This is a genomic window from Yinghuangia sp. YIM S10712, from assembly GCF_051388935.1.
In the GTDB taxonomy this organism is placed as follows: Bacteria; Actinomycetota; Actinomycetes; order Streptomycetales; family Streptomycetaceae; genus Yinghuangia.
In genome coordinates, this window is the sequence record NZ_JBPKBI010000005.1 from 56,545 (window position 1) to 73,320 (window position 16,776).

13 protein-coding genes, 2 tRNA genes and 1 pseudogene are annotated in these 16,776 nt (G+C 71.9%); 6 read left to right on the plus strand and 10 right to left on the minus strand.

The features are described from left to right. Positions 1-87: 87 nt before the first annotated feature. Both fabF and ACRX5W_RS13800 read left to right on the plus strand, forming a co-directional pair. A complete protein-coding gene (fabF, locus tag ACRX5W_RS13795) occupies positions 88-1,395 on the plus strand; it encodes a beta-ketoacyl-ACP synthase II (protein ID WP_436788387.1) in 1,308 nt (435 codons plus the stop codon). A 13-nt stretch (positions 1,396-1,408) separates the two neighbouring features. Further along, positions 1,409-2,836, plus strand: coding sequence for an acyl-CoA carboxylase subunit beta (locus ACRX5W_RS13800; protein ID WP_436788388.1), 1,428 nt, complete (start codon positions 1,409-1,411; stop codon positions 2,834-2,836). Between the two features lie 324 nt (positions 2,837-3,160). On the opposite strand, the gene ACRX5W_RS13805 is transcribed toward ACRX5W_RS13800, so the two are convergent. Next, on the minus strand, positions 3,161-3,655 hold the full coding sequence (locus ACRX5W_RS13805) for a DUF3145 domain-containing protein (protein WP_436788389.1): 495 nt from the start codon (positions 3,653-3,655) through the stop codon (positions 3,161-3,163). A gap of 641 nt (positions 3,656-4,296) precedes the next feature. Here ACRX5W_RS13805 and ACRX5W_RS13810 point away from each other — a divergent pair. Then, the gene (locus ACRX5W_RS13810; RefSeq protein WP_436788390.1) at positions 4,297-5,310 is read left to right on the plus strand and encodes an SGNH/GDSL hydrolase family protein; all 1,014 of its coding nucleotides are present in this window, start codon (positions 4,297-4,299) and stop codon (positions 5,308-5,310) included. A 304-nt stretch (positions 5,311-5,614) separates the two neighbouring features. Here the strand turns inward: ACRX5W_RS13810 and ACRX5W_RS13815 are convergent. From ACRX5W_RS13815 to ACRX5W_RS13835, 5 genes are all read right to left on the minus strand, one after another. Further along, positions 5,615-5,688 (minus strand) — tRNA-Ile (locus ACRX5W_RS13815). A gap of 212 nt (positions 5,689-5,900) precedes the next feature. Next, positions 5,901-6,521, minus strand: coding sequence for a hypothetical protein (locus tag ACRX5W_RS13820; RefSeq protein ID WP_436788391.1), 621 nt, complete (start codon positions 6,519-6,521; stop codon positions 5,901-5,903). Further along, the gene (locus ACRX5W_RS13825) at positions 6,518-7,078 is read right to left on the minus strand and encodes an RNA polymerase sigma factor (RefSeq protein WP_436788392.1); all 561 of its coding nucleotides are present in this window, start codon (positions 7,076-7,078) and stop codon (positions 6,518-6,520) included. Before ACRX5W_RS13825 ends, ACRX5W_RS13820 begins: the two co-directional genes overlap by 4 nt. Positions 7,079-7,822: 744 nt before the next feature. Further along, positions 7,823-8,284, minus strand: coding sequence for an LPXTG cell wall anchor domain-containing protein (locus ACRX5W_RS13830; protein ID WP_436788393.1), 462 nt, complete (start codon positions 8,282-8,284; stop codon positions 7,823-7,825). 374 nt (positions 8,285-8,658) lie between these two features. Continuing rightward, positions 8,659-8,731: transfer RNA gene (locus tag ACRX5W_RS13835), tRNA-Asn, on the minus strand. A 264-nt stretch (positions 8,732-8,995) separates the two neighbouring features. On the opposite strand from ACRX5W_RS13835, the gene ACRX5W_RS13840 reads away from it, so the two are divergent. After that, complete coding sequence (locus tag ACRX5W_RS13840) at positions 8,996-9,310, plus strand: YtxH domain-containing protein (protein WP_436788394.1); 315 nt, start codon at positions 8,996-8,998, stop codon at positions 9,308-9,310. A gap of 27 nt (positions 9,311-9,337) precedes the next feature. On the opposite strand, the gene ACRX5W_RS13845 is transcribed toward ACRX5W_RS13840, so the two are convergent. Continuing rightward, positions 9,338-10,807, minus strand: coding sequence for an FGGY family carbohydrate kinase (locus tag ACRX5W_RS13845; protein ID WP_436788395.1), 1,470 nt, complete (start codon positions 10,805-10,807; stop codon positions 9,338-9,340). Positions 10,808-10,899: 92 nt separating this feature from the next. Next, complete coding sequence (locus tag ACRX5W_RS13850; protein WP_436788396.1) at positions 10,900-11,661, minus strand: TetR/AcrR family transcriptional regulator C-terminal domain-containing protein; 762 nt, start codon at positions 11,659-11,661, stop codon at positions 10,900-10,902. A gap of 125 nt (positions 11,662-11,786) precedes the next feature. Here ACRX5W_RS13850 and ACRX5W_RS13855 point away from each other — a divergent pair, with 125 nt between their 5' ends. Together ACRX5W_RS13855 and ACRX5W_RS13860 are read left to right on the plus strand one after the other, a co-directional pair. Beyond that, complete coding sequence (locus ACRX5W_RS13855; protein WP_436788397.1) at positions 11,787-12,389, plus strand: NADPH-dependent FMN reductase; 603 nt, start codon at positions 11,787-11,789, stop codon at positions 12,387-12,389. 52 nt (positions 12,390-12,441) lie between these two features. Continuing rightward, positions 12,442-13,941, plus strand: a complete 1,500-nt coding sequence (locus tag ACRX5W_RS13860; protein WP_436788398.1) for a DHA2 family efflux MFS transporter permease subunit — start codon at positions 12,442-12,444, stop codon at positions 13,939-13,941. A 16-nt stretch (positions 13,942-13,957) separates the two neighbouring features. On the opposite strand, the gene dnaG is transcribed toward ACRX5W_RS13860, so the two are convergent. Both dnaG and ACRX5W_RS13870 read right to left on the minus strand, forming a co-directional pair. Further along, positions 13,958-15,871, minus strand: coding sequence for a DNA primase (gene dnaG / locus ACRX5W_RS13865; protein ID WP_436788399.1), 1,914 nt, complete (start codon positions 15,869-15,871; stop codon positions 13,958-13,960). A gap of 226 nt (positions 15,872-16,097) precedes the next feature. Further along, positions 16,098-16,776: pseudogene (locus ACRX5W_RS13870) on the minus strand (deoxyguanosinetriphosphate triphosphohydrolase); the annotation flags it as partial.

The following is a 16,776-nucleotide window of genomic DNA, read 5'->3' on the forward strand; positions in this document are numbered from 1 at the left end:
CCGCTTTCCGACGGCCCGTCAGGTCCCGTCGGCGCGGATGTCCCCGCACCCATTCACGTTTCGAACCATCGTGGGAGTGATCTTCCAGTGAGCCCGACCAAGCGCACCGAGACCCCGCGCACCGTGGTCGTCACCGGCTTGGGCGCGACCACGCCGGTCGGCGGCGACGTCGCGACGACGTGGTCCGCGCTGCTGGCCGGCAAGTCCGGCATCCGTCCGCTGACCGAAGACTGGGCCGAGCAACTCCCCGTGCGCTTCGCCGGCCGCATCGCCGTCGAACCGCTGGAGGTGATGCCCAAGGTCGAGGCGCGCAAACTCGACCGGTCCGCGCAGTTCGCCATGATCGCCGCCCGTGAGGCGTGGCATGACGCCGGCTACGCGCCCAAGAACCAGCCCGCCGAGGACGGCGCCGGCGCCACGGTCGAGCCCACTCGGCTCGGCGTCGTCATCGCCTCCGGCATCGGCGGGGTCACCACGCTGCTCGACGCGTGGGACATCTTCAAGGAGAAGGGCCCGCGCCGGGTCGGCCCGCTGGTCGTCCCGATGCTCATGCCCAACAGCCCGTCGGCGAACGTCGGCATCGAACTCTCCGCCCGCGCCGGGGTGCACACCCCGGTGAGCGCGTGTGCGTCGGGCGCCGAAGCCGTCGCGTACGCCCTGGAGATGATCCGCTCCGGCCGCGCCGACGTCGTGGTGTGCGGCGGCACCGAGGCCGCCATCCACCCGCTGCCGATGGCCGCGTTCGCCAACATGATGGCGATGTCGAAGCGCAACGACGAGCCGCAGCGCGCGTCGCGCCCGTACGACAAGGCCCGCGACGGCTTCGTGATGGGCGAGGGCGCCGGCTGCCTGGTGTTGGAGAGCGCCGAGTACGCCGCCGCGCGCGGCGCCCGCGTCTACGCCGAGGTCGCCGGGGCGGGCATGACCTCCGACGGCCACCACATCGCCCAGCCCGAGCCCGAGGGCCGCGACATCGCGCGCGCGATGGCACTCGCCATCGAGGACGCCGGCGCCGCGCCCGACCAGGTCGTGCACGTCAACGCGCACGGCACGTCGACCCCGGCGGGTGACATCACCGAGCTCAAGGCCATCCGCGCGGTTCTCGGCGACGCCGCCGCCGACAAGGTCGCCGTCACCTCCACCAAGTCGATGACCGGCCACCTGCTCGGCGGCACCGGCGCCGTGGAGTCGGTCGCCACCGTGCTCGCGCTCCACCACCGCATGGCACCGCCCACCATCAACGTCGACGACCCGGACGACGAAGTCTGCATGGACATCGTCCGCAACGATCCGCGCCCGCTGCCGGACGGGGAAATCGTCGCTCTCAACGACTCGTTCGGATTCGGCGGGCACGACGTGGTCGTGGCCTTCCGCAGTGCGGGTTCATCCCGCTGAGGAGCTTCCCGCAATGACTCTCACGGAGAACCGGCCGGCTGCCTCACCCGGCAAGCCGGACCGCGACAGCGACCCGCGAAATCCGCGGTTGCGTCTGCGACGCCTCGTCGACGAAGGCAGCTACGAGGAGATCTCGCCGTACGACCGGTCCGGCATGCTGGCGTGTGTCGGCACGGTCAACGGCGCCCGGGTGGTCGCGTACGCGTCCGACCCGACCGTGCAGGGCGGCGCCATGGGCGTCGAAGGATGCCAGGTCGTCGTCGACGCCTACCAGCGCGCACTCGCGGACGACTGCCCGATCATCGCGCTGTTCCACTCCGGCGGCGCGCGCCTCCAGGAAGGCGTCGCCTCACTCGACGCGGTCGGCCGGATCTTCCACGCCATGACCCTGGCATCCGGCCGCATCCCGCAGATCTCCGTCGTCCTGGGCGCCGCGGCGGGCGGCGCCGCGTACGGCCCGGCACTCACCGACCTGGTGATCCTCGCCCCCGAGGGCCGCGTCTTCGTGACCGGCCCGGACGTCGTCCGCTCGGTCACCGGCGAGGACGTCGACGCGCTGCGGCTGGGCGGCCCCGAACCGCACGGCCGGCGCAGCGGCGTCGTCCACGTGATCGCCGACTCCGAGCAGGACGCCCTCGACCGCGCCCGCCGGCTCGCGGACCTTCTCGCCAACCCGGGCGAGATCGACCCCGCGCTGCTGGACCGCCGCGAACTGGGCGCGCTGCTCCCGAAGTCCGCGAAGCGGGCGTACGACGTGCACCCGGTCGTCGACAACCTCCTCGACGAGCCCGGCCTCGAACTGCACCCCAAGTGGGCGCCGAACATCGTCACCACGCTCGGCCGTCTCGGCGGACGCACGGTCGGCGTCGTCGCCAACAACCCGCTGCGGCTCGGTGGTTGCCTCGACTCGTCGTCGGCGGAGAAGGCCGCGCGGTTCGTGCGCATGTGCGACGCGTTCGGTGTTCCGCTCGTCGTCGTCGTGGACGTCCCCGGCTACCTGCCGGGCGTCGGCCAGGAATGGGACGGCGTCGTCCGGCGCGGCGCGAAGCTGCTGCACGCGTTCGGCGAATGCGTGGTGCCGCGCGTCACGCTGGTCACCCGCAAGACCTACGGTGGCGCCTACATCGCGATGAACTCCGCGTCTTTGGGCGCCACCAAGGTCCTCGCGTGGCCGACCGCCGAGGTCGCCGTCATGGGCGCCGTCGCGGCCGTGCGCATCCTGCACCGCCGCCGTCTGGCCGAGGTTCCGGACGACCTCAAACCGCAGGTCGAGCAGGAACTCGCCGCCGAGCACGAGAAGGTCGCCGGCGGCCTGGACCGCGCCGTCGAAATCGGTGTCGTGCACGAGGTCATCGACCCCGACGAGAGCCGCATCGCGTTGGCGAAGGCCATCGCCGAGGCCCCGCAGCAGCGCGGCCGACACGGCAACATCCCTTTGTAGGAAGACCGCGCCGCGCCGCGACCATCGCGGTGTCGGCGGGGCTGCCACCGAGACGCGCCCGGTAGCCGTCGGGCGGGCCGGGGGCCGGGGGCCGGGGGCCGGGACGGGTCGACGACGTTCCCGCCGGCGACGCGAGGGCGGTGTCTGCGGAAGCGTTCAGTGACGTAGGAGGGCGGGCCGGGGATTCCCGGCCCGCCCTCGACGTGGTGTCGTCGTCGGTCGGTCGCCGCCGCGTCTTCGGGCCGTCGGGCACCATCTTCGCGCGACGGCCTTCGGCCTTGTGCGTTCCGGGGTTTCGCCTCGTCCGAACCTGCGGAACGACGCTCAGACGACCTGGTGCAGCCACCGGACGGGCGCACCCTCACCCGCATAGCGGAAGGGCTCCAGCTCGTCGTCCCAGGGCTTGCCGAGCAGCTTCTCGATCTCGTGCTGAAGGTCGCATTCCCCGCGTGCGGCGCGGCCGAGAACGGCACGCAGCCGGTCCTCGGGGATCAGGATGTCCCCGTGCGCTCCGGTGACGGCGTGGAAGATCCCGAGGTCGGGCGTATTGCTGTAGCGCTCCCCCTCGGCCCCCGGCGACGGCTCCTCGGTGACCTCGAACCGCAGCAGGTGCCAACCGCGCAGCGCGGAGGCGAGCTTCGCCGCGGTGCCGGGACGGCCGTGCCACGACAATTCGGCGCGGAGCATGCCCGGTGCGGCCGGTTGACGGACCCAGTCGAGTGTGAGGCGCACGCCAAGAACGCCCTGTGCGGCCCACTCGATGTGGGGACACAGCGCGCGCGGCGCGGAGTGCACGTACAAGACTCCACGTGTCGTCACTGGGACCTCCAGGCTAAGGACGAGGTACGCCTTCCCCAGCGGCCTCGGATTCGCCTCACGTCCCGTGCTCCGACCCACGTGCCCTGCTCGTGCGTCGTTGTTCTGCTGTGCAGTTCGCTCCTTGGATTCCCCGTGTTCCCCGCGGCCCTACGTGAGGTTTGCGCTCTTCATTGTGCCGCACGCACCTCGGAAGCACCACGAGGAGTAATCACTCTCCGTGTTCTTCCCTGAGGAATACACCGGAAACCGGAGTCTCAAACGTCACTCACAGTCCCGGAACTGTGAGCCACCGCACTCACCTTGCCCACCCCGTCGTGACCCCATCCGCACGGGGGCCCGCGTTCACTCGAAGGGATGACATACCGTCAGGAGTATCCGCACACGGCAACCTGCCGTGGGCTCATGTCAATTCGCGCATCATGGCGGGTGTCACTGTCGCGTCGTGTCGAGGCTACGTGCCAAAGCGCCGATGCGCAGCGGAATTCGGGCGGGTGGTCCGCGCGGGGTGGGAGCGGGAGGGGACGGCGGTGGCCGAAGGCAGGGGACAGTGGGGGACCCGCGGGCGAATACCGCCCGGATGCAAGGGCGTTCGGAGGGGACGCGGGCTGCGCGCCCGGGTTGCCGCGGTGGCGACGGCGGCGATGCTGGCGACGGTTGGCGCGTGCTCGACGGGATCCGGCGGAGCCACCGATGAACTGGGGGGCTTCGGCGACGCGTTCGGCGCCGAACCCGAGGCGGGGGCGAACGGGGCCGCGCAGCCGCTCGCGACGGCACCGCCCGGCGCGGTGGAACCGACCGGGCCCGTGAGCGCCGCGACGTCTCCGCCTCCGAATCTGACGATCCCGACACCGGCGACGCCGACGACGCAGGCGACACCGACGACTGTGCAGGCCCCGCCGCCCTCCGCTCGACCGACGGGCCCGTATCCCAAACCCGCATCGATGGCCGCGCTCGGCGACTCCATCACCCGTGGGTACGACGCGTGTTCGATCCCGCTCAAGGACTGCCCGTCGAAGTCGTGGGCCACCGGCGACGACGTCAACAGTCAGGCGAAGCAGCTCGGCGTGGCGCGTGACGCGGTGTTCAACAACGCGCGCACCGGCGCGCGCATGTCCGACCTCGCCGCGCAGGCGCAGAAGGCGGTCGGCCAGCGTGTGGAATACGTCACGGTACTCATGGGGGCGAATGACGCATGCCGTGACAAAGAGAGTCAGATGACATCGGTCGCCGACTACGAGCGCCAGTTGCGCGAGGGTCTTGCCGTCCTGCGCCAAGGCCTGCCCGGTGTACGGGTGTTGGTGGTGAGCGTGCCGGACATCGGGCGGCTGTGGGAGGTTGCGCGCGGTGAACGACTGGCGCGTGCGGTCTGGTCGTCCGGCATCTGCCAGACGATGCTGGAGGATCCGGAGTCCACCAAGATGGACGACGTCGAGCGGCGGCAGCGGGTGCGCGACCGGGTCACGGCGTACAACGACGTGCTGCGCCGGGTTTGCGGTGAATGGCAGGAGCAGTGCCGCTACGACGGCGGCGCGGTGAACGCGCACCGCTTCGGCAAGGGCGACCTCAGCCGCTGGGACTGGTTCCACCCGGGCGAGAAGGGCCAGGGCATACTGGCCGATCTGACCATGCGCGCGGGTTTCACCTGGCGGAGCTGACGGCACGTCAGGAGCCTCGGCCCTGGCCCGTATCACGATGTCGGCGGTTCGGTCGGGGCTGCGGTGTCGGCCCGGTCGGCGCAGCGCCACCCATCGCCACCCACTCGAACGAGTGAAATGCAGCGGATCGCGGTGGGCAGGGTTGCTAAGCTCACGGCGAAGCGCGACAGTAGCCGAGCCAATACAATCCGTGATCATCACGAGGCTGCCGACGGCGCCCTCCGCTCTCGGAGGAGACCCCGCGACTCGCCCCTCAGGGGCGTCGCGATTGCGCGCACGCAGCTACTGCACGCCTTTGTTTCTGTAGGGCGGGTGGGACTCGAACCCACGACCGAGGGATTATGAGTCCCTTGCTCTAACCGGCTGAGCTACCGCCCCGCGCCGAACCTCACCGGTCTCGGCCCCGGCAGCATAGCCCTTTCACCAACGACCCTGCTCGCCGGGTTTCGTCGGGTGGACGTCAGCAGGGCCTCCCCGCGGCACCGGAGGCCCTTTCCCGGCCCGCGACTTGCGCCTCGGCCACAGGTTGCTCCATTCGGTCGACGGCTCGGCCGTACCCGCGCCGAGAGCCGCACGGTGGCGGCAGTCGCTCATTCGGTCGGGGCGGGAGTCGCGATCGCGGGCGAGGTGGTGGCGCGTGCGGTTGTGGGCGTCGGCTGCACGGGGCCGCCGGGGCTCGGGTGGCCGGTGGTCGACGGGGTGGGGGCCGTCGGCACCGAGCCGTGTGTCGCAGCCGGGGAAACCGGCGGCGCCGACGTGATCCGCGAAGGCGGGGACGTCGGGGTCTGTTCCACGGCCCGCACTTCGGTGGACGGGGGCGTAACCCCGGGCGTGGCTTGGGGCGGGGCCGACGACGGCGTTTCCGGGGGCGCCGGTGTCGGCGACGCCGATCGGCCGTCCTCGGTGGGGAGTTGTCGCGGGTCGGTCGCCGGCACCGTGACGGACTCGCCTGGCGGCACGGTCGTGGAGTCACCGGGGTCCGGTGCGAGCAGCACCCACCCGACGACTGCGGCGACGGTCAGCGCTCCGGCGGCGAGGGGGGCGATCGTGCGCGGCCTCGCGGTCCGCGACCACCTGAATCGGCGGCGGGCCGGTTCCGGGTGCGGCGGGCGGGTGGGGCCGAGCGTGTCGGGGGTGATGGCGGCGGCGCGACGGGTGAGGTGTTCGCGTACGCGTTCTTCGAGCGGCCGCAGGGCGTCGTCGGACGTCATCGGTGCGCCTCCAGCATCCGGTGCAGGCTCTTCAGCGCACGGTTGGCGGTGGATTTGACGGTGCCCTGGGCCATGCCGAGGGTGCGGGCGATCTCGGCCTCGGTGAGTCCGGCGTAGTAGCGGAGCACCAACACCTCGCGCTGCCGTGGCCGCAAGTTGTCGATCGCGACGCGGAGTTGCTGGTCCTCCTCGGCGCGTATCGCGTCGTCCTCGGGAGAGGGCGAGGGCGGCACGTGCGGCGGGACCCAGGCACGCGCGGTGCGTCGGCGGCGCAGGACGGAGCGGGCCCCGTTGACGACGCTGCGGCGCAGGTAGCGGAGGGGGTCGTCGAGTCCGGCAAGGGTCGGGCCGTGCCGTTTGTACGCCGCCGCGAACGCGTCCTGCACGACGTCCTGGGCGGTCTCCGTGTCGTCGGTCAGGAGCGCGGCCAGGCGCACGAGTTCGAGGCGGTGGGCGTGGTAGAGCTCGGTGATGTCGCGGTGTTCGGGCGTCGGCGGGGAGGTCGCCGACGGGACATCGGCCGTCGCGGGCGGCTCCGGGGCGAGGGGGCGGCTCATCCGGACACCGGCTTGTGTGCCGCGCGTGTGCGCCCGGTGCTCCGCGGGCCTCGGTGCCGCCGTCGTGGACGGGCGCGGGGCTGGTACCCGTCGCAAGGCTGCGCGGTCGCCCGTTATCAGTACGGTGACCCACGCCAACAGCCTGTTCGGCCACGACGCTTCACGTCCGCCGAAGGTTGCCGGGCATGAGGTGGGCGGCCCGGCGAACGGGCCCGATAGCGCGGGCAGAATGCCTCCAATGTCATGGGCTCCCGGTGCCGGGGCGGGTCCCCGGGCATCGTCGGAGCGATCGGGCGGCTCGGGGTTCGCGGGCCGCGAGGTCTCGTCGCCCGGTGAGACCAGAGCGCCAAGCGGACCCAATCCGGTGTTTCATCGGTGGCCCACCCCGTGCAGCAAGCGGCATGTGGGGCGTTCCGCTGACGACGCGGCTTGAGTCGACCGGTGCCCTGATCGTCGGTCGTCGAGACCTTGGGTCGGGGGGTCGGACCGCCATGGGACCAGTGCCTGCCGCGCCGGGCGCCGAGGACCGCCGGCTTCTCACCCGGGCGCGCAGCCCGGCCCGCGGTTGGCCGGGCGGGCCGCCCGGCCCGGCGGCATTCGGCTGCTCGGTCCCGGCGGGTAACCGATGGAACCGGCCGAGTGCGGACGCACCGGCGGCCCCGTGCCGATTTCGACACGGGGCCTTCATGGCGTGCGCCCGGCCGCATGCCTCGTGGCCGAGCGGTGCTCACCGCAGTGGGGACGTCAGTCGGTCGACCGGCCGCGGAGCCGGGTGGTCGCGAAGACGCCGCCCGCGCCCAGGAGAAGCAGCGCGCCGCCGGCGACGGTGTAGACGACGGTCATGTTGTCGCCGCCGGTGTCGGCCAGTTCGTCCGGCACAGGCTGCGGGGTCGGCGCACTCGCGGCGGGTGTGACGGCCGGCACGGCCGACGGTGTCGCGGTGGCCGCGGAAGTCGGCGAGGGCTTGGGAGCAGCCGGAGGGACGCTCGCGCTCGGTGTCGGCGTGGCCACCGGAACCGGTGTCTGCTCTTTGCCGGCCTGCGTGGGCTGCGCGGGCCGCGTCGGCACCGGTGACGCCTCGGTCCGGGGCGTGGGCGGGGGTGTCGCCTCGGGTGTCTGGGTGGCACTCGCGACGCCGGTGCCCAGGGCGAGAAGCGCGCACGCGGACGCCAGTGCTCCGGCGACGCGACGGGTGGTTGGGGACAAGTCCGGACTCCTTGGGAGAAAAGAAAAAGGACATACCGCGAGTGGTTCGTGGTACGCGGGTCCAGACGTTCGAGGCGGGCGCGGGTTCCCACGTGTAGTGAGAAATTTTTCGGACGGTCGCGCCTGCGTGTGCGAGGGCGTGCCCGGTCCGGCGGCCGCACGATCGGCCGCGGCGGTCACGGGCTCGTTCGCTCGCCTGCCCGACGCTTGGGGTGGCCGGCACCGTGAGCACCTCGGCCGGCGCCGCGGTCGCCAATGGATGCGCGCCTGCCGCGGGGCGGTGACCTGCCCAGCCGACAGCGCCGAGAGGATGTCGGGTCGGGGAATGCGAAAACCCCATGGCCTCAGCCATGGGGTCCATCTCTGCGGGGTTGCTCCCCCGACTGGACTCGAACCAGTAACCTGCCGGTTAACAGCCGGCTGCTCTGCCAATTGAGCTACAGGGGATTGAGCTGACCGCTTGGGGCGCTCTCTGCGTGGAATACATTAGCGCACTTCGAGGAGTGCCTCGTACACCGGTTTTCCCCGGCGGCTCGCGCCCCAAGGTGGTCGGGCGTACACGGAGGGTGCCGGTTGCTGGCAGACTCACCCACGGGACCAGGGCTTCCGTACGCAGCCGTGGGCGGCGGCCCGCACAGCGGTTGCCTCGCCAAAGGTGCGGGTAGTCGTGGACCTGCAATAACGGGACGGCACCTCACGGAGGGACTCCTCATGGGCACCCGCATCACCTTCGTCACCGGCCTCGCGGTCGGGTACGTCCTGGGCGCCAAGGCCGGACGCGAGCGCTACGAGCAGATTCGGAAGGCGACACGCGATTTCGTCGCGAGCGACACCGTGCAGAACGCGGGCCACGCCGCCGCGGGCTTCGGCCGTGACGCGGGCGGCAAGGCCGTGCAGAAGCTCGGCGAGCGGCTGCCGGAGCGCGTGGGCCGGCACCTGCCGGAGAGCTGGCACTCGTCGTCGAACGGCGAGCACGCGCAGGACGGCCGGTCGGCGGCCCAGCGGCGGTACCACGACGGTCTCTGAACCAACTCGCCGCACGGATTTTCCGCATCAGCTTCTGCGGTGCCGGCCGCCTGCCGCTCCCCCGGGCTCCCGGGTGGACGCCTCGGGGTGCAGGCGGTCGCGCACGTCTGCGTACTGCTCGCGCACGGCGGTGCCCGCGATGGCTTCCGCCGCGTCGGCCGCGACGAACGGCGCGCTCGGCCTCGGCCAGGCCGGGACATCGGGTTTGCCGCTCAGCGCCCAGGCCGCCTGCCGTGCCACGCCGGACGCGGGGGCGCGGGCGGCCTCGTCCGGATCGGGCACCGCGACCGGCACGCCGAAAACCATGGGCGCGATCGCCCGGACCGCCGCCGACCGTGTGCCGACGCCGACGAGCCAGACGCGTTCCACGGCGACACCGGCCGCGAGCAGCACGTCGAGGCCGTCGGCCAGCCCGCACAGCATGCCTTCGACGGCGGCGCGTGCCAGGGCCTCAGGGGTCATGCTCTCCCGGTGCAGACCGGTGAGCGTCCCGGCCGCGTGCGGCAGATGCGGTACGTGTTCGCCGTCGAGGTAGGGCAGCATCACCAGCCCGCACGCACCCGGCGTCGAGGCGAGAGCGAGTGCGTCGAAGCCCGCGGTGTCGACGCCGAGCATGGCCGCGGTGCCGCGCAGGACGCGGACGGCGTTGAGCGTGCGGACGACCGGCAGGCGGACCCCGGAGGCGTCCGCGAGGCACGCGATCGACGGGACGTCGAGGGAGCCGTCGTGCAGGGCGTAGGCGGTGCCGGCCGAGCCGATGGACACGATCACGTCGCCGTGTTCGATGCCGAGCCCGAACGCGAGCGCCGCTTCCGCGCCCGCGCCGGCCGAGACGACGAGGTTTTCGGGGGTGCGCCCGGCCGGTTCGCCGGGGCCGACGAGGCGCGGAAGGCGCAGCGGTCGGCCGAAGGCCTTTTCGGCGATGTCGTCACGCCATCCGCCGGATTCCGCGGACCAGTAGCCGGTGGTCGACGCGTCGGACCGGTCGGTGGTCAACTCGGTGGGGCAGCCGAGGAGTTGCCAGGTGAGCCAGTCGTGGGGCAGCGCTGCGGCGACGACGCGGTCGGCCTCCTCCGGCTCGAATCGCGCGAGTCTGCGCAGGTGGGAGACCGCGGTCGTCGCGTCGGGCACGAGGCCGACCGCGTCCAACCAGGCGCGTGGGCCGCCGAGTTCGTCGATGAGTTCGGCGGCGGAGCCGGAGGCGCTGATGTCGTCGTGGGCCAAGGGGGCTGTGACGACGGCTCCTTGGGTGTCGAGCGGAATCAGGCCGTGCCCTTGGGCGGTCACGCCGATCGCCTCGACGGAGTCGAGTGTGCCGCCGCCCGCCGCCTCGCTGAACGCCCTCAGCCACGACACCGGGTCGCCGTGCGCGCCGTCGGCGAAGCGGACGAGTGTCTGCCTGCGCACCTGGCCGCTGTCTCCATCGCACACGACGATCCGGGCGGCCCGGTGCGAGCAGTGGACCCCGGCGACGAGACGACCGTGCATGCTGACCATGGCCGCAGTTTAGGAGCAGGCGGTGTCGCGTCCGGGCAAGGTGCCCAATCAGGTTGCGGGGTAAGTGATTCGCTGCTTCGGCGCGGCCGGGGTCAGATGCCGAGGCGGGCGGCGATGCCGTCGAGGACGCAGTCGAGCCCGAACGCGAAGCGCCAGGCCTTGTCGTCCTTGCGGACGGCGCCCATTCCGTAGCGGTGGTAGACCGGGTAGCGGCCCGTTCCCAAGAGCCATGTCATGTGCGGGCCGTACGCGTTGCGCAAGTCGTCTTCGTCGGCCCACTGCTGACTCTTCATCAGCTCGGCGTGCCCGATCTCGTCGGTGAGTGCTCCGCGCACGTAGGCCATGACGGAGTGCTGGGCGGCGGCCATGGTGTCGATGTCCAGGCCGAGTCCGTCGAGGGCCCCGAGGGAGCGTTCGACCGTGGCCATGACCCGCGGTGTGATGTTGACGACGCGGCGGGCGGCGAGCTCGACGGTCCAGGGGTGTCGCAGCGCGATGGCGCGCAATTGGTGGGCGTGCACGGTCAGAACGTCGCGCCAGGTTTCGCCGGGGAGCACAGGGTGGTCGTACTCGGCGTAGGCCGCGTCGAGCATCAGCTCGAACAGCTCTTCCTTGCCCACGACGTAGCGGTACAGCGCCATGGTCGTGACGCCGAGGTGACCGGAGAGTTTGCGCATCGAGACAGAGTCGAGGCCGTCCTTGTCGGCGATGTCGACGGCTGCGGCGGCGATGGACGCGTGGGTCAGGGTGGCGCGCTGGGCCTTTGCGGGGCGGTCGAGGCGCTGCCAGACGGAGACAGCCGCAGGGGCGTCGCCGGGTTGGCCCTCGGGTGGCTGTGCGTTGCCCTGCGTCATGGCCGGTTCCCTTCCCGCTGATGCGTACAACGTACCAAGAGCTGTACACCGTACACACTGCTGTGTACGGTGTACGCATCGCCGATAACGGCGTACACATACGCGTCTTTTCTCGGGAGAAACCCATGGCCACCGCCACCCCCACCGCCGAACGCCTGCGTCTCGCCGTCATCGTCGGGAGCACCCGCAGCGGCCGGTTCGCCCCCACCGTCGCGTCGTGGTTCGCGGACCTGGCCGGGCAGCGCGACGACCTGTCCGTGGACGTCGTCGACCTCGTCGAGACCCCGTTGCCGGCGACGCTTCCCGGCTTCGACGGGCCGTCTCCGGACGACGCGGCGCTGTTCGACGCGATCACCCCGCGCCTCGCCGCCGCGGACGCGTTCGTGGTCGTCACCCCCGAGTACAACCACAGCTTCCCGGGGGCGCTGAAGAACCTGATCGACGCGCACTACGCGGAATGGCAGGCCAAGCCGGTCGGATTCGTCGCGTACGGCGGGCTCTCGGGCGGGCTGCGCGCGGTCGAACAGCTCCGGGTCGTCTTCGCCGAACTCCACGCGGTGACCGTCCGCGACACCGTCAGCTTCCACGGCGCGGCGGGCGTGTTCGACGGCCCGGTGCCCCGGGATGCCGAGGGGACCGGCGCCGCGGCGAAGACGCTGCTCGACCAGGTCGTGTGGTGGGCACGCGCGCTGCGGGACGCCAAGTCGGTCCGCCCGTACGGTTCCTGATTCGTCGTCGCCCGTCACCGCAGAAATCCACGGCGAGAAAGGCCGGTCCGCGATGCGCACCCCGCAGGCGTTGGCGAAGGAACAGAACCCGGCGGACCTGCCGGGCCCGGACGGGACTTCGGGCCCGGCATCCGCCCCCGAGGAGAAACTCGACCGCGAACTGCTGACCGTCGCCCTGGTGGTGGTCCTCGGCATCGCCATGTCGGCACTCGACATGACCGCCGTCAACGTCTCGCTCAACCGGCTGGCGAACGACTATTCGACTCCGCTGACCACCGTGCAGTGGGTCGCGACGGCCTACACCCTCGCGCTGGCCGCGGTCATCCCGGTGACCGCGTGGGCGATCGGGCGGTTCGGGACCCGTCGGGTCTACAGCGCGTCGGTCGGCGTGTTCCTCGCCGGGTCGGTGCTGTGCGGCATGGCGTGGTCCGTCGAGTCGCTGATCGCCTTCCGGGTGCTCCAAGGCCTCGGCGGCGGCATGATCATGCCGGTCGGCATGACGATCATGACCCGGCGGGCCGGCGACAAGATGCCGCAGGTCATGGCCATCCTCGGCATCCCGATGCAACTCGCCCCGATGATGGGCCCGTTGATCGGCGGATGGCTCGTCGACGCGGTCTCGTGGCGCTGGATCTTCTACCTCAACCTGCCGTTGGGCGTCCTCGCGCTGGTGCTCGCGGCCCGCGTCCTCGGCCCGGACAAAGCCGAACGCACGCGTCCCATCGACGTGGTCGGGCTGCTGCTGGTCTCCCCCGGCCTGTCCGCGCTGATATTCGGCCTCACCACGGGCGCACACGACGGCGATTTCGGCTCGGCCTCGGCCGCGCTTCCGACAGGTGCCGGCGCCGTGCTCCTCGGGGCCTTCGTGTGGCATGCGCTGCGCACCGCAGACCCGCTGATCGACCTCCGGCTGCTGCGCCGCCGCGCGGTCGGCGCGTCGGCCACGGCGCTGCTCCTGTTCATCAGCGGATTCTTCGGCGTGATGCTGCTGGCGCCCATGTACTTCCAGATGGTGCACGGCGAAAGCGCCACCACCACCGGGCTCCTGCTGCTGCCCGCCGGTTTCGGCACGATGCTGACGATGCCGCTCGGCGCCCGCCTGATCACGCGGGTCGGCCCACGGTCGCTGCTGCTGACCGGGCTGACGCTGTCGGCGCTCGGACTGGGCGCGTTCGCGGTGCAGATCGGCCTCGGCGCCCCCTACTGGACGCTCGGCGCCGCGCTGCTGGTCTCCGGCGGCGGCATGGGCCTGGTGATGATGCCGACCATGGGCTCCGCACTCCAGACCCTCGGACCCGACGACGTGCCGGCCGCGAGCACACTGCTGAACATCGTCCAGCAGACCGGAGCCTCGGCGGGTACCGCGCTCCTGTCGCTCGTTCTCGCCGAATCGCTTGCGCGCAGCGGACCGGGCGACTCCCCTGCGGCATTCCAGACCGGTTACGCGGTCGGCATCGCGCTGCTGCTGCTCGCCATGGTGCCCGCCGCCCTGGTGGCCCGGAAAATGGCGACGGGGACAGCGGTCGGACCAACCGACACCGCGACACACTGAACCGGGCGGCGCCCGGTCACAGGGCCGCCGCTCCGCTGTCGATCAGCGAGCGGCGGTACTTCTCCAGGTCCATCAACTCCTGGAACGTGGCGGCGTATTCGTCCGGAGCCGCAGTCGGGTCCAGGCGGTGCAGCCGCGACTTCACGTCGGCGATGCGCGCGTCGGCGGAAAACGTGCGCAGGCGGACGAGGCAGTCCCCGGCGTAGAAGTCGTCGGGCACGCCGGGGGTGCGCACCGGCTCCACGGCAAGCTCGGTGACCAGCGCGCGGACCGTGTCGTCGGCTGCGACCTCGCGCACGGCCGCGATCCAATCCGCTTGGACTGCACGGCCGTTGACGCCCCCTGCGGCACCGATCGCGGTGCGTACCGCGGCGTAGGGCGGGACCGTGAACTCGTCGATGCCGTAACTGTCGAACACCCGGGCGACCAGCGCGGGGTATTGCAGCGCGAGCTTGAGAACCTCGCGCTGGACCATCTGGCGCGGGTCGCGCGGATTGGGGCGGAAGCCGCGCTGATGGGCCGGGGCGCCACCGTCGGGCGGGCGGGCCGCGGCCTGCGCGCCGGGCGTACGCGCGTCTCCGGCCGCCGCGCGCTCCCGCTTCCAGCGGGCGAGTTGCGCGACCCGGCCGACGACGAACCGCTCGTCCAGGAAGCCCAGCCACGAGTCCAGGCGCACGGCGTAGGTGTGGCGCAGCGCCTGGTCCCTGATGTCGGCGACGATCGGCGCGGCGGCGTCCAGCGCGGCGACGCGGCCCTCCGCCGTGGTCAGATCATGGCCTTCGATGCGGCTGCGGATCGCGAACTCGAACAGCGGAACGCGTGTGTCGACCAGGTCGCGCACCGCCTGGTCGCCGCGCGCCTGGCGCAGATCGCACGGATCCATGCCCGACGGCTCGACGGCGACGAACGTGCGCGTCACGAACCGCTGGTCCTCCTCGAACGCCCGCAGCGCGGCCTTCTGCCCGGCAGCGTCGCCGTCGAAGGTGTAGATGACCTCGCCGCGGAACCCGTCGCTGTCCATCAGCAGGCGGCGCAGGATCTTGATGTGCTCGGCGCCGAACGACGTCCCGCACGTCGCGATGGCCCCGGTGACCCCGGCCAGGTGGCACGCCATGACGTCGGTGTAGCCCTCGACGATCACGGCCCGGCCGGTCCGGGCGATGTCCTTCTTGGCCAGGTCGAGACCGTACAGGACCTGCGACTTCTTGTAGATCGGCGTTTCGGGCGTATTGAGGTACTTCGGCCCGGTGTCGTCCTCACGGAGCCGACGAGCGCCGAAACCGATCACGTCACCGCCGATGTCGCGGATCGGCCAGACCAGCCGCCCGCGGAAGCGGTCCATCGGCCCGCGCCGGCCTTCGCTGGCGAGACCGCCGGTCAGCAACTCCTCGGCGGTGAAGCCGCGCCCGCGCAGGAAGCGCACGAGGGCTTCCCAGCCGGCGGGGGCGTAGCCGATCCCGAAGTGCTCGGCGTCCGCCTGCGTGAACCCCCGGTCGGCGAGGAACTGCCGCGCGGCGATCGCCTCGGCCGACCCCAGTTGCTCGGCGAAGAACGCCGCAGCGGCCTTGTGCGCCTCCACGAGCCGGGTGCGGCGCCCCTGCTGCCTGCCGGGGTTGTAGCCGCCCTCCTCGTAGCGCAGCTCGATGCCGTACTGCGCCGCGAGTCGTTCGACGGTCTCGGAGAACGTGAGGTGTTCGACCTTCTGCACGAAGTCGAGAACGTCGCCGCCCTCTTGGCAGCCGAAGCAGTGGTAGAAGCCCTTGGCCGGGGACACGTTGAACGACGGGGACTTCTCGTCGTGGAACGGGCACAGGCCCTTGAGGTTGCCGCCACCGGCGTTGCGGAGCTGAAGGTGCTCCCCGACGACGTCTTCGATGCGAGCCGCCTCGCGGACCCGCTTGACATCCTCGTCCCGAATCCGGCCCGCCATGGGCGGAAGTCTACGGTGCCGCGACGACAGCTTCGCCGCGTAGGTGGCCGCCTTGAGACGGCGGGGAGCCGGGACCTGTCGAAGGACGGCGGCGACCTCGTCGGGGCCACCCGGGCTCGGCCGAGTTGCCTTTGAGCATGGGCCCGCCGGGACCGGGCTCGTGCCGCGGTGCCGAGTGCGGAGTCGCAGCGCGTACGCCCCTGCACGGCTCCGGCGGCACGCTCGGTCAGCCCGCCGTCGCGAGCGCTCGGTGCAGCGTCACCGCGGCGTCGTCGGTCAGCGAGGCGACCTGGTCGACGACGACGCGCAGGCGGGCCGCGTCGTCCGGGGCCGCTTCGTAGTCGCCGCGCAACGCCGGATCCAGCGCGTCGGGTGCCCCGGCGGCCAGCATCGCGACGAGGTCGGCGACGATCGCACGCTGCCTGCCCCGGCGTTGTTCGAGCTCGGCGCTCGCCATGACGTAGTGCGCGGTGAGCGCCTTGAGGACCGCGCATTCGAGACGTGCCTCGCGCGGCACCAGGAGGTCGGCGCCGTACCGGCCGCCCGGCACCGGACCGTAGAACGCCCGGGTCTCGCTTTCCGCGGCCATGCAGAAACGGCCGATGAGAGAGCTCGTGGTGTTCTTCAGCCGGGCCTGCGCGCGACGTGAACCGTCGAAGCCCTGCGGCCAGAACTCCGTGGCCAGCAGGCGGTCGAGGGCCTCGGCGAGTTCGTCCTCGGGCGCGAGGATGTAGCGGGACGCGGCGAGGGCGAAGACCTCGGGGCGCTCGACCGGGTCGGTCAGGCGGTCGAGGTCCAAGCGCCCGGAGTACACCGCGTCCTCGAAGTCGTGGACGCTGTAAGCCACATCGTCGGACCAGTCCATCACCTGGGCCTCCAGGCTCCGGCGGCCGTCGGGGGGGGGG

Excerpts from the sequence above, each read along its gene's own strand:
- ACRX5W_RS13800 (WP_436788388.1), top strand. The coding sequence starts at position 1,409 with ATGACTCTCACGGAGAACCGGCCGGCTGCCTCACCCGGCAAGCCGGAC.
- ACRX5W_RS13810 (WP_436788390.1), top strand. The coding sequence starts at position 4,297 with ATGCTGGCGACGGTTGGCGCGTGCTCGACGGGATCCGGCGGAGCCACC.
- ACRX5W_RS13820 (WP_436788391.1), bottom strand. The coding sequence starts at position 6,521 with ATGACGTCCGACGACGCCCTGCGGCCGCTCGAAGAACGCGTACGCGAA.
- ACRX5W_RS13825 (WP_436788392.1), bottom strand. The coding sequence starts at position 7,078 with ATGAGCCGCCCCCTCGCCCCGGAGCCGCCCGCGACGGCCGATGTCCCG.
- ACRX5W_RS13840 (WP_436788394.1), top strand. The coding sequence starts at position 8,996 with ATGGGCACCCGCATCACCTTCGTCACCGGCCTCGCGGTCGGGTACGTC.
- ACRX5W_RS13845 (WP_436788395.1), bottom strand. The coding sequence starts at position 10,807 with ATGGTCAGCATGCACGGTCGTCTCGTCGCCGGGGTCCACTGCTCGCAC.
- ACRX5W_RS13850 (WP_436788396.1), bottom strand. The coding sequence starts at position 11,661 with ATGACGCAGGGCAACGCACAGCCACCCGAGGGCCAACCCGGCGACGCC.
- ACRX5W_RS13855 (WP_436788397.1), top strand. The coding sequence starts at position 11,787 with ATGGCCACCGCCACCCCCACCGCCGAACGCCTGCGTCTCGCCGTCATC.
- ACRX5W_RS13860 (WP_436788398.1), top strand. The coding sequence starts at position 12,442 with ATGCGCACCCCGCAGGCGTTGGCGAAGGAACAGAACCCGGCGGACCTG.
- dnaG (WP_436788399.1), bottom strand. The coding sequence starts at position 15,871 with ATGGCGGGCCGGATTCGGGACGAGGATGTCAAGCGGGTCCGCGAGGCG.